We start from the raw sequence: 10,711 nt of genomic DNA, 5'->3' as shown, positions 1-10,711 counted from the left end.
GGCATGCCTCGGGCGGGTTGGGCAGGACGCCCAACCCCGGTCTTGCCGTGTGCGCAGGACAGCGCACACGAGCAAGCCGCGATCGAGCTTACATGGACGTACTTGCAGCGTCCCCCGCAACCGGACCCACCCCGCCATCCCACGGATAGCCAGCTGTTGCTGTTGCCTCTGCGGGTGCAGGGCGCAGCCCTGCAAAAAGAAAACTCCCTACCTCACGGCCAGTGCATCTCGCCCTTGGCCACCTTCGCACTCAGCTCCAGCGACGCCACGCCCGCCAGCTTCGGATAGCGCGCCTGCATCGCCTTCACCAGCGCCGCACTGTCCTTGGCCTTGGCTGTCTCGGCATCGAACGCGCGGATGTAGTCCGCCGTGAACACCAGCGCACTGGCATCCAGTGCGGCACCCGGCGCGTAATGCCCCGGCACCACCACCTTCGGCTTCAGCGCCTGCAACCGCTGCAGGGTCTGCAGCCAGTCGGCATGCGACTTCGGCGTCTGCGTGTCGGCCATCCACACGTGTTCACCGGCCACCACCGGAATGCCGCCGACGATCGCGCGCAGCGACGGCACCCACAGCACCGTGCGGTCCGGGGTCGGGCCATCCAGGCCGATCAGCGGCAGGCGCTGGCCTTCCAGCTGCAGGGCATCGCCATCCAGCACCTGCGGCACCACGATGCGCGACGGCACGTCGGCACCCATCTTCGGCCCCCAGTAGGCCAGCTTGCCGGCCTGGGTCTGCTGGATGTGGGCAACGGTCTGCGCAGTGGCAACGATGCGTGCCTGCGGGAACGCGTCCTGCAGGGTTGCCAGGCCGAAGTAGTAGTCCGGATCACCGTGGCTGATGTAGATCGTTGTCAGCTGCTTGCCGCTGGCGCGGATCAGCTCGACCAGCTTGCGCGCATCGCTGGCGCCGAACTGCGCGTTGACCAGGATCGCATCGCGGCGGCCTTCGATCAGCACCGAGGACACCGAGAACATCGCCTGCGGACCGGGATGGAAGGTCTGCAGGTGCAGCTGGGATTTTGTCGCTGCCGCGGGCGCCGCGGTGGCCGGTGCGGCCAGCAGCGGCGCACTGGTGAAGCTGGCGGCCAGGGCGAGGGGAAGCAGCAGGGCAGCGGTGCGCATGGGAAATTCCTTGTGTCGAATGGGGAGCCGAACGTGGGCTATGCCGGGCGTCCTTGCCCGGGCCCCTGCGGGCCGTCGCAAGCGACGTTGGCAACGGCTCCTGCCGTTGCCTTCGGCTCTACAGGGCACGCGCGTCGATCAGTACGCCGCGGTGATGATCTGCTTCGGGTACTGGTGCGCTTCCAGCTCGGCGACGAACGCGGCGCCGTAGTCGGCATAGCTGATGCGGCTGTGGCCGCTGGCGTCGGCCAGGAAGGCCTTGGGCTGCACGCGGTACTGGCCGCGCTCTTCACCCGGGCCGATTTCGGCCGCCGGCGAGAAGAAGGTCCAGTCCAGATCGTCCGCCGCCTGCAGTCGATTGAAGGCTTCACGATGGGCCAGCGCGTACGGCTTGTAGGCCTCCGGGAAGGTGGGGGTATCGACCAGCTGCACGCCGGGCGCGACTTCCAGGCTGCCGGCGCCACCGACCACCACCAGGCGCGGTACACCGGCCTTGCGCACGGCGGCGGCCAGCTGTGCAGCCACGTCGCCGACGCGGCCGATGTCATCGCCCGGGCGCGGGCCGTAGGCGCTGGCCAGCACGTCGTGGCCGGCGATGGCGGCGACCAGCGCGTCCTGGTCATCCAGCGGGGCGACTACCGGATGGGCGCCGTCCAGTTCGGCCGGAAGATCCTGCGCGTTGCGCACGATGACAGTGAGTTCGTGGCCGTGGGCCAGCGCGTGGCGGGCGATCTGGCGGCCGATGTTGCCGGTGGAACCAACGAGGGCGATCTTCATGGCAGGACTCCGTGGGGCGGTGTGGGGTGGGAATGGGGCCACTCTAGGCCGCTGCAGTCGCTCGAAAAACAGCGTATAACGCGCTTGTTTGTTGCATGGATCGAGCATATGGACCGACTGACCGCCATGACCGTATTCGTCGAGGTGGCCGAGCGCGGCAGCCTCACCGCCGCCGCCGAGGTGCTGGACATGTCGCGGGCGATGGTCAGCCGCTACCTGGCCGAGGTCGAGGCTTGGCTGGGCGCGCGCCTGCTGCACCGGACCACGCGCCGGGTCAGCCTGACCGGCCCCGGCGAGGCGGCGCTGGCGCGCTTCCGGCAGATGCTGGCCATCGGCGAGGAACTGCAGGGTGAGCTGGCCAGCGATGATCCGGAGCCGCATGGCACGCTGCGGGTGACTGCCAGCGTGTCGTTCGGGCAGAGCCACCTGGCGCGGGCGGTGGCCGGCTTTGTTGCGCGCCATCCGGCGGCACGCATCGAGCTGCTGCTGGTCGACCGCATGGTGAACCTGGTGGAAGAGCGGGTGGACCTTGCCGTGCGCATCGCCCGCCAGATCGATCCCAGCCTGATCGCACGACGGCTGGCCACCTGCCGCTCGGTGCTGTGCGCGACGCCGTCGTACCTGCAGGCGCGCGGTACGCCTACCGCCCCGGAACACCTGGCCGGGCACAACTGCCTGACCCATCACTACGTGGGCAAGAGCCTGTGGCAGCTGCACCGCGATGGCCGTTCGCTGTCGGTGGCGGTGGGCGGCAACATCAGCGCCAACGAAGCGTCGCTGTTGCTGGAAGCGGTGCGTGCGGGCGCCGGCATCGCGATGCTGCCGACCTACCAGGTGGCGCCACTGCTGCGCAGTGGCGAGCTGATCGAGTTGTTGCCCGAGTTCAGTCTGGACGAACTCGGCATTCATGCCGTGTACGCATCACGGCGCCAGCAGCCCGCTATCATGCGGCGATTCCTGGACTTCCTGGCCGAGTGTTTCGCCAGCCCGGCCTTCCAGGATCTGGATTGGCGCCCACCGGGCAAGGAGAACACATGAACCACGGACAGGCCTTGATCGACCACAACCGTGCTGCCTGGGACCGCCAGGCCAGCGAAGTGCGCGAATGGTCGCGCCCGGTGGAAAGTTCAACCGTTGCCGCCGCGCGCGAAGGACGTTGGCAGGTGCACCTGACGCCCCGCGCCCTGCCGCTGGACTGGCTGGGTGATGTGCGCGGCCGCCGGGTCCTGTGCCTGGCCTCGGGCGGTGGCCAGCAGGCACCGGTGCTGGCGGCGGCCGGGGCCGACGTCACTGTGTTCGATCTGTCCGATGGGCAGCTGGAACAGGACCGCAGCGTGGCGGCGCGCGACGGCCTGCGGCTGCGCACGGTGCAGGGCGACATGCGCGACCTGCACGCTTTCGCCAACGACAGCTTCGATGTGGTGTTCCACCCGATCTCCAACCTGTATGTGCCCGACGTGCGCCCGGTGTGGACCGAATGCCGCCGCGTGCTGGCGCGCGATGGCATGCTGATGGCCAGCTTCTACAACCCGGTGCTGTTCGTCGGCGCGCGCGATCCGCAGCTTGATGCACAGGGCCTGATCCGGCCGCAGTACGCCATTCCCTATTCGGACCTGGAAGACCTGCCACCGGCCGAGCGCGAGGCGAAGCTGGCGCGGGGCGATGCGCTGACCTTCGGCCACAGCCTGACAGAACTGATCGGTGGACAGCTGGATGCCGGCTTCGTGATCGATCGCTTCATGGAAGACTGGCAGCCGCAGCCGCGCTTCCTGATCGACCGTTACCTGCCCACGTTCCTGGCTACCCGCGCGCGCCGGATCGGCTGAGGCGGATCGGTGCAAAAACCAGCGGCGTACAATGGACGGTCCCACGTCGCACAGGTGCCGTTCCCTTGTCGTATCCCTATCCGCTGGTCGTGTTCGACCTCGATGGCACGCTGGTCGACAGCGCTGCCGATATTGCCGAAGCACTGAACCGCACGCTGGAAGACATCGGCCTGGCGCGCGTGCCGGAAGCCACGGTTCTGGGCTGGATCGGCGACGGCGTGCGTCGTCTGGTCGAACAGGCGGTGCAGGCCGCAGGCAGCGAGGTGGACCTGGCCGAGGTGATGCCGGTGTTCATGGTGCACTACCGTGAGTGCCTGCTGCGTAGCCCGCGCCTGTTCGACGGCGTGGGCGAAGCGCTGGCGCAACTGCGTGCGCGCAACGTGCCGCTGGCGATCTGCACCAACAAGCCCGAAGCACTGGTGCCGCCGCTGCTGCAGCACCTGGGTATCGGTGATGCATTCGCGCTGGTACTGGGGGGGGATTCGCTGCCGCAGCGCAAGCCCAGTGGCGAGCCACTGCGGCACATCGCCGCGCACTTCGGGCTGCCGGTGGAGTCCTGCCTGATGGTGGGTGATTCGTTGACCGACTACCGCGCCGCCGAAGAGGCCGGCATGCCGATCGCGCTGGTGCGCTACGGCTATCCGCGCGGCCTGGACCTGGCCACCGCGCATGCGGTGGCGGTGATCGACGACCTGCGTGAACTGCCGGGGTTGCGGGGCTGAAGCAGAGGGGTAGTGCCGGCCGCTGGCCGGCAACCCGGAATGCGTTGCCGAAGGTCATGATGTTGCCGGCCAGTGGCCGGCACTACCATGAACGTTGCGCTCACTTCGGCTGGTAACGCACGCTCAACTGGTACTCGCGGCCGGGCTGGTTGAACCATGCCACCGTTTCGTAGCGACGGTCGAAGACGTTGGCGGCACGTGCCAGCAGCGACCACGATGGCGTCAGTGCGTACTCAGCGCGCAGGTCCAGCGTGCCGTAGCCTCCCACCTTCACCGTGTTGGCGGCATCGTCGTAGCGCTTGCCGGCACCCTGCACGGTCAGGCCTGCGCGGAAATCGCCGAAGCGACGGTCGATGTCCAGGCGCGCGGTCTGCTGCGCGCGGCGTGGCAGCCAGTTGTCGAACTGGGTGCTGCCGCCGGTGCGGTTGCGCGGGTCGGTGTAGCTCAGCTGCGCGTTGATGTCGAAGCCGGCCAGCAGCACGCCGCCGGTCAGTTCGGCACCGCGGATGCGGGCCTTCTCCACCTGCTGCATCTTGAAGGTCGCCGCATCGTAGGTGATCAGATCATCGATGCGGGTTTCATACACATCCAGGCCCCAGTGCCAGCCCTGGCCCTGCTGCGAAACGCCCAGGTTGGCACTCTTGGATTTCTCCGGGTTCAACGTAGGCACGCCGCTCCACGGGTCGTACAGATCGCTGAAGGTCGGTGCCTTGAACGCCGTGCCATAGCTGGCGTTGAGGCGCAGGCCGTGGCCCAGCTCCATCGCCCAGCCAACGCTGCCGGTGGCGTGGTTGCCGAACTGCTGGTTGTCGTCGTTGCGTGCGCTGGCCTGCAACTGGTGGCGGCCGAAGCGGCCCTGGTACTGCACGAACACGCCGGTGTTGCGGCGGCTGTCGACCAGGTAACCCGCGCTGCTGCCATCCAGGTTGTCTTCGCTCCAGTCCACGCCTGCGCTCAGCAGCTGGCCCTCGGCCACGCCGAAATCGCCCTGCAGGGAGGCGCTGTCGCGGTGGGTCTGTGCGCTGCCACGTGCACCGAAGTCGCCGAAGTTGTCCGACTCGTTGTCACTGCGGCCGACGTTGGCGGTGAATGCCAGGCGCTCGGACGGGGTGTAGCGCACCTTGCCGGCCAGCACCTGCTGGCGGGCTTCCGAATAGTTGTAGTAACCGTCGTAATGGTTCCTGCCGTCGGCGCGCAGGGCGCTGCCTTCCACGTTCCACTGGTCGTTGAAGGTGTAGCCACCGCGCAGGCTCTTGGACAGGTTGCGGTAGCCGTCGCGGTCGGGCTCGTCGGCGAAGCAGCCGGTGAACAGCGTGGCCGAGCCGCGGCAGGCATCGATGCCATCGGAATGCTGGTAGGCGATATCCGCACCGAACCAGCCGCGTTCGGTACCGCCGCCAATGCCACCGCTGGCTTCACGCAGGCCGTTGCTGCCACCGCCAAGCTGGAAGTGCGGGGCGAAATCGCCCTGGTTGCGGCGGGTGAAGATCTGGATCACGCCACCGATGGCGTCGGCGCCGTACAGGCTCGACTGCGGGCCGCGCACGATTTCGACGCGCTCGATCTGCGCCAGCGGCAGGTCCTGGTACATGGCCAGGCCGAGGTCGGCGCTGTTGATGCGCACACCATCGACCAGCACCACGGTGTGGCCGGAATTGGTGCCGCGCAGGAACAGCGAGCTCTGCTTGCCGAGCCCGCCGGCATTGGTCAGGTTGATGCCGGCGCGGCCGCGCAGCAGCTCCTGCAGCGACGTGGCCTGGCTGGATTCGATCTGCGCGCGGTCGATCACCTGCGCCGGCGCGATGCTGTCCTGCAGGGCGATCGGGGTGCGGGTGGCAGTGACCAGGATCTGGTCGAGCGCGGTGGTGTCATTGGCGGCCTGGGCCAGCGCGGGCAGGGCGGCCAGCACGGCCAGGGACAGCATTCGGGACTGCAGCTTCATGGGGGACTCCGGGTGCCACGCACGCCCGCGTGGCGAAGGGGAGGAGCCGCGAAGGCAGGCGTGCGCCGATGCCGCAGCGCACGCCACGGTCATCCAGCGCCATGCCCACCGCATCGCGACCTGAGGCTTCCGGGCCGGTCTCCGGGCTTGCCGCCGGGTGGCGCGAGGCCACCGTCCAGGCGCCTTCCCATGCCTGCGGCACAGTGGCGGTGTTGCCTGGAACTGACGTGCTTACCGTTGCGGGGGCAGCGCCGGCCTGGCGTGGAATCACGCGTCACCGGCTTCCCGTTTCAACCTGCCGGCCATGGCCGCAGGTCACCTGGAAGTGGGCGCAGTCTACGGCATCGCAGGCCGTCCCGTTGCGTCGCGCCTGCGCGACTGCCTTTGCTGTGCCTTTAGAATGGTTGCTCGATCCCGTGGTGCCGTTGCCGATGTCCGCCCGTTTTCCGCTGTACCTGCGTCGCCCGTCCGGGACGCGCGCATGATCCTCGACCTGGTCCGCCATTCCGGCAACGGTCGCGATGAGTTCCTCGATGGCCGCAGCGATCCACCGCAGCTGGCCCGCCTGCCGCAGGAACTGGTCGAGGCCTATGCCGGGCAACGCTGGGAGCGGGTGATCAGTTCGCCGCGGCTGCGTTCGCTGCACACGGCAATGGCCCTGGCCACCCCGCGCGGACTGGACGTGGAAGCGGACGAGGAATGGGAAGAACTGGACTTCGGCGATTGGGACGGGCGGTCGCTGTTCGACCTGCCGGAGGATGCACTGGCGGCCTTCCATGCCGACCCGCACGCGTTCCCGCCGCCCAATGGCGAGAGCTGGGGCCACTTCGAGCGGCGCATCGCGCGCGCGCTGGATCGCCTGCTCGATGATGACGATCCGGTGCCGACGCTGGTGGTCAGCCATGGCGGCCCGTTGCGCATGGTGCTGTCGCAGGTCTGCGGCCTGCCCATGTCGCTGTGCTGGGCGCTGCGTATCGACCACGGCACGCGCCTGCGGGTGTGGCTGGAGCGCGGCGAGATCGGGCTGGTGGGTGAGCTGCTGGAGCTGCAGCAGCCCTGAGCGCACTCGCCGGGCATGGCCCGGCGCTACCGATCCCGCATCACACTGGTAGTGCCGGCCGCTGGCCGGCATCCCCAGGAACGCGGAGGCCTCAATCCTCGTCCGCGCCCTCGGGCACGCTGTCCTCAGCGTCATCGTCGGCATCGAAGCGCTGCTCATGCACCGGGCCCGGAGCCGGGCCGGCTGCCTTCAGCGGATGCGCAGCGATGCGTGCTTCGTAATCCTGCACCAGTGCTTCACGCTGTGGCTCGCTCAGCTCCTGCCAATGGCAGTCCAGCAACGCGCCTTCCAGCGAGTACAGCAGGTTCAGGCTGGGCTTGAAGCCGGCGCGCTTGACCTTGACGAAGGCGCCGACGGCTCCGATCGCGACCAGGTCGTCGCGGCTGCGCAGGCCGACCTGGCGCAGCCACGCCGCACTTTTCGGGCCGATGTTGCGCAGCTTCGGTGCGCTCATCCCAGCGCCTCGACGAACACGCGGGCGATGGCTTCCAGGCCAGCCTGATCGTCGGCATCGAAGCGGCCCACCTTCGGGCTGTCGAAGTCGAACACGCCGATCAGTTCATCGCCGCGCAGCAGCGGCACCACCAGTTCCGAGCGCGAGGCCGAATCGCAGGCGATGTGGCCGGGGAAGGCGTCGACGTCCTCTACGCGCTGGGTCACGCGCTGGCTGGCGGCAGCACCGCACACGCCCTTGTCCAACGGGATGCGCACGCAGGCCGGCAGGCCCTGGAACGGGCCGACCACCAGTTCCTTGCCGTCGTACAGGTAGAAGCCCACCCAGTTCAGGTCGGGCAGGGCGTGGTAGACCAGGGCCGAGAGGTTGGCCGCGTTGGCGATGCGGTCGGACTCGGCGTAGACCAGGCCACGGGCCTGTTCCAGCAGCTGGGCGTATTGTTCCGGCTTGCTGCCGGTGAGCGAGGCATTGGCGAACATGCCAGCAGTCTAGCAAGCGTGCCGGGCCAGCGATAATGCACACACTGTTGCCCTGTTGGAGCCCGTCGATGCCGTTGCCCGCCACGCTGCCGCCCGCCCTGTTCGTCACCGGCACCGATACCGAGATCGGCAAGACCGCGGCCAGCACCGCGCTGCTGCACGCACTGCGCCGGCGCGGCCTGCGTGCGGTGGGCATGAAGCCGGTGGCCAGCGGCAGCGGAGACCTGGGCCAGGGCCTGCGCAACGAAGACGCATTGGCGCTGCAGGCGGCCAGCTGGCCGGTACCGGACTATGCCGATCTGAACCCATATGCGTTGCGCCAGCCGCTGGCACCGGAGCTGGCCGCTGCCGAGGACGGCGTGCAGGTGGAGCTGGCGCCAATCATGGCAGCGTTCGAGCGGCTGCGCACGCAGGCCGATGTCGTGGTGGTCGAGGGGGTTGGCGGTTGGCTGGCACCAGTCTCGGCCACGCTCGACCAGCTCGACCTGGTGCGCGCATTGCGGTTGCCGGTGTTGCTGGTGGTGGGCATGCGGCTGGGCTGCGTCAACCACGCGCGACTGACCGCGCAGTCGCTGCAGGCCAGCGGCGTGGAGTGCCTGGGCTGGATCGGCAACCACATCGACCCGGCGATGCAGCGCCAGGATGAGAACATCGCAACGCTGCAGCAGCGCCTGCCGATGCCGTGCTGGGGCCGGCTGCCACACCTTCCGGGCGCGGATGGCCAGATCCTGAGCACGCATCTGCTCGATTGACCTGGGGTAGTGCCGGCCGCCAGCTCCCGCGCGATCGCGCCCAGCCGCTCCACCGCGCCGATGAAGCGTGCATCCAGCGTCTGGCAGCACGACAGCCGCAGGCAATGGCGATACCGCGCGCCGCGTGAATACACCTGGCCGGGCATGAACACGATGTCCTCCTGCAGTGCACGCTCGAACAGCTCGCGCGTGTCCACGCCCGGCAGTTCCAGCCACAGCAGGAAGCCACCCTGCGGTTCGGTGGCGCGGGTGCCGGCCGGGAAGTGTTCGGCCACCAGCTGGCGCAGCCGTCCGACCTGCTCGCGGTACAGCCGGCGCATGCGATGCAGGTGGTGCTCGTAGCTGCCCGCTTCCAGATAGGCCGCCACCGCGTCGCCCAGCAGCTGCGGCTCGCCGCCGGTGGACTGGAATTTCAGCAGCGCGATGCGCTCGGCGAAGCGGCCGCCATCGAGCCAGCCGATGCGGTAATCCGGCGCCAGCGTCTTGGAAAAGCCGCCGACCACCATCACCCAGCCATCGCGATCGAAGGCTTTCAGCAACGGCGCCGGCGGTTCGCAGAACTGCAGCTCGGCATACACCGCATCTTCGATCAGCGGCAGCTGGCGTGCGTTGACCAGTTCGGCCAGGCGTTGCTTGGCGGCGGTCGGCATGGTGCAGCCGAGCGGGTTGTGCACGGTCGGCATCACCACCAGTGCGGCCAGCGGCGTGTGCTCCAGCAGCGCGTCCAGCGCATCCACATCCAGGCCGAACTGCGGATGGGTGGGCAGTTCGATGGCCTGCAGGCCGAGGTTGGCCAGCAACGGGTAGAGGTTGAAGTAGGACGGCGCCTCGATGCCGACCGCATCACCGGGCTGGGTGACCGCGCGTAGCGCCAGCTGCAGCCCTTCCATCGCACCGTGGGTCAGCAGCAGGCGTTCGCTGTGGGTATGCAGGCCCATGCGCGGGCCGCGGCGCACGATCTGCGCCAGCAGCCGTGGCGAGCCGTTGGGGCGTGCATAGGTCTCCACGGTCTGCTGGCCATGGCGCAGTACCTGCGCCGTGTGCTTGGCCAGCTGCGCGCCGGGGTAGAACTGGCGACCGCGCGGGCCGGCAAAGGCTAGGTCGATCACGCCGGGGCGGCGCTGTGCTTCCAGCACGCGGGCCATCAGTACCTGCTGCAGCGGCGCGGTGGGCGCAGAAGGTGTGTCGCGCAGCGAACGTTCCGGCACCGACAGCCGCGGCGCGACCTCGAAGCCGGCCTTGGGCCGCGGAATGACCAGACCGGCGTCTTCCAGCTGGCGGTAGGCGGCGATCACCGTGTTCAGGCTGAGCCGGCGCTGCAGGGCCATCTGCCGCAGCGAGGGCAGGCGGCTGCCTACCGGAAGCCGGCCGCCATGGATGGCCTCGGCCAGTTCGTCGGACAGCCGTTGGTAGCGGGGGGGGATCATCGCGCTCTGATCATCTGTATCCATCGAATTTCCCACCGCCTGGTGCTGTACCCATGATGGCGGCGAGCCTAGCATGTCGTTGTCGGCCGGGCCTGATCGGGGCACGGCCGGTACTTTCCAAGCGCACGGCTGGATGGCCGTGCGTCTT

General features: G+C 68.7%; 10 protein-coding genes, 1 pseudogene and 1 riboswitch. Of the genes and pseudogenes, 5 read left to right on the top strand and 6 right to left on the bottom strand.

Going from position 1 to position 10,711, the window contains the following annotated elements:
* Positions 1 to 212: 212 nt before the first annotated feature.
* Complete coding sequence (locus tag O0K41_RS16250) at positions 213 to 1,124, bottom strand: MBL fold metallo-hydrolase (protein WP_049448880.1); 912 nt, start codon at positions 1,122 to 1,124, stop codon at positions 213 to 215.
* A gap of 138 nt (positions 1,125 to 1,262) precedes the next feature.
* Positions 1,263 to 1,901, bottom strand: coding sequence for an NAD(P)H-binding protein (locus tag O0K41_RS16245; RefSeq protein ID WP_049448882.1), 639 nt, complete (start codon positions 1,899 to 1,901; stop codon positions 1,263 to 1,265).
* 108 nt (positions 1,902 to 2,009) lie between these two features.
* On the opposite strand from O0K41_RS16245, the gene O0K41_RS16240 reads away from it, so the two are divergent.
* The 3 genes from O0K41_RS16240 (at position 2,010) to gph (ending at position 4,449) form a co-directional block, all read left to right on the top strand.
* Complete coding sequence (locus O0K41_RS16240; protein ID WP_005407934.1) at positions 2,010 to 2,939, top strand: LysR family transcriptional regulator; 930 nt, start codon at positions 2,010 to 2,012, stop codon at positions 2,937 to 2,939.
* The gene (locus tag O0K41_RS16235) at positions 2,936 to 3,727 is read left to right on the top strand and encodes a class I SAM-dependent methyltransferase (RefSeq protein WP_024957093.1); all 792 of its coding nucleotides are present in this window, start codon (positions 2,936 to 2,938) and stop codon (positions 3,725 to 3,727) included. Before O0K41_RS16240 ends, O0K41_RS16235 begins: the two co-directional genes overlap by 4 nt.
* A 65-nt stretch (positions 3,728 to 3,792) precedes the next feature.
* On the top strand, positions 3,793 to 4,449 hold the full coding sequence (gene gph, locus O0K41_RS16230) for a phosphoglycolate phosphatase (protein WP_049448884.1): 657 nt from the start codon (positions 3,793 to 3,795) through the stop codon (positions 4,447 to 4,449).
* Positions 4,450 to 4,549: 100 nt separating this feature from the next.
* Here the strand turns inward: gph and btuB are convergent, their stop codons facing one another.
* Complete coding sequence (gene btuB / locus O0K41_RS16225) at positions 4,550 to 6,391, bottom strand: TonB-dependent vitamin B12 receptor (RefSeq protein WP_164223045.1); 1,842 nt, start codon at positions 6,389 to 6,391, stop codon at positions 4,550 to 4,552.
* A gap of 114 nt (positions 6,392 to 6,505) precedes the next feature.
* A riboswitch (cobalamin riboswitch) is annotated at positions 6,506 to 6,729 on the bottom strand.
* A gap of 143 nt (positions 6,730 to 6,872) precedes the next feature.
* Between btuB and O0K41_RS16220 the strand changes: the two genes are divergently transcribed.
* On the top strand, positions 6,873 to 7,451 hold the full coding sequence (locus tag O0K41_RS16220) for a histidine phosphatase family protein (RefSeq protein ID WP_164223049.1): 579 nt from the start codon (positions 6,873 to 6,875) through the stop codon (positions 7,449 to 7,451).
* A 91-nt stretch (positions 7,452 to 7,542) separates the two neighbouring features.
* Here the strand turns inward: O0K41_RS16220 and O0K41_RS16215 are convergent, their stop codons facing one another.
* Together O0K41_RS16215 and O0K41_RS16210 are read right to left on the bottom strand one after the other, a co-directional pair.
* The gene (locus O0K41_RS16215; protein ID WP_164223052.1) at positions 7,543 to 7,905 is read right to left on the bottom strand and encodes a TfoX/Sxy family protein; all 363 of its coding nucleotides are present in this window, start codon (positions 7,903 to 7,905) and stop codon (positions 7,543 to 7,545) included.
* Positions 7,902 to 8,384, bottom strand: a complete 483-nt coding sequence (locus O0K41_RS16210) for a GAF domain-containing protein (protein WP_049448892.1) — start codon at positions 8,382 to 8,384, stop codon at positions 7,902 to 7,904. Before O0K41_RS16210 ends, O0K41_RS16215 begins: the two co-directional genes overlap by 4 nt.
* Positions 8,385 to 8,452: 68 nt before the next feature.
* Between O0K41_RS16210 and bioD the strand changes: the two genes are divergently transcribed.
* Positions 8,453 to 9,136 carry a dethiobiotin synthase gene (gene bioD, locus O0K41_RS16205; protein WP_049448894.1) on the top strand — a complete coding sequence of 228 codons (684 nt, stop codon included), beginning with the start codon at positions 8,453 to 8,455 and terminating at the stop codon, positions 9,134 to 9,136.
* Between the two features lie 14 nt (positions 9,137 to 9,150).
* Here the strand turns inward: bioD and O0K41_RS16200 are convergent.
* Positions 9,151 to 10,587, bottom strand: a pseudogene (locus tag O0K41_RS16200) (PLP-dependent aminotransferase family protein); the annotation flags it as partial.
* Positions 10,588 to 10,711 lie beyond the last annotated feature (124 nt).

Source organism: Stenotrophomonas sp. Sm2128 (assembly GCF_030985535.1).
GTDB classification, from domain to species: Bacteria; Pseudomonadota; Gammaproteobacteria; order Xanthomonadales; family Xanthomonadaceae; genus Stenotrophomonas; species Stenotrophomonas maltophilia.
Note: the sequence above shows the minus strand (reverse complement) of the source record. Positions and strands in the feature narration are given on the sequence as shown.

Excerpts from the sequence above, each read along its gene's own strand:
- O0K41_RS16235 (WP_024957093.1), top strand. The coding sequence starts at position 2,936 with ATGAACCACGGACAGGCCTTGATCGACCACAACCGTGCTGCCTGGGAC.
- O0K41_RS16250 (WP_049448880.1), bottom strand. The coding sequence starts at position 1,124 with ATGCGCACCGCTGCCCTGCTGCTTCCCCTCGCCCTGGCCGCCAGCTTC.
- O0K41_RS16215 (WP_164223052.1), bottom strand. The coding sequence starts at position 7,905 with ATGAGCGCACCGAAGCTGCGCAACATCGGCCCGAAAAGTGCGGCGTGG.
- O0K41_RS16210 (WP_049448892.1), bottom strand. The coding sequence starts at position 8,384 with ATGTTCGCCAATGCCTCGCTCACCGGCAGCAAGCCGGAACAATACGCC.
- O0K41_RS16220 (WP_164223049.1), top strand. The coding sequence starts at position 6,873 with ATGATCCTCGACCTGGTCCGCCATTCCGGCAACGGTCGCGATGAGTTC.
- bioD (WP_049448894.1), top strand. The coding sequence starts at position 8,453 with ATGCCGTTGCCCGCCACGCTGCCGCCCGCCCTGTTCGTCACCGGCACC.
- btuB (WP_164223045.1), bottom strand. The coding sequence starts at position 6,391 with ATGAAGCTGCAGTCCCGAATGCTGTCCCTGGCCGTGCTGGCCGCCCTG.
- O0K41_RS16240 (WP_005407934.1), top strand. The coding sequence starts at position 2,010 with ATGGACCGACTGACCGCCATGACCGTATTCGTCGAGGTGGCCGAGCGC.
- O0K41_RS16245 (WP_049448882.1), bottom strand. The coding sequence starts at position 1,901 with ATGAAGATCGCCCTCGTTGGTTCCACCGGCAACATCGGCCGCCAGATC.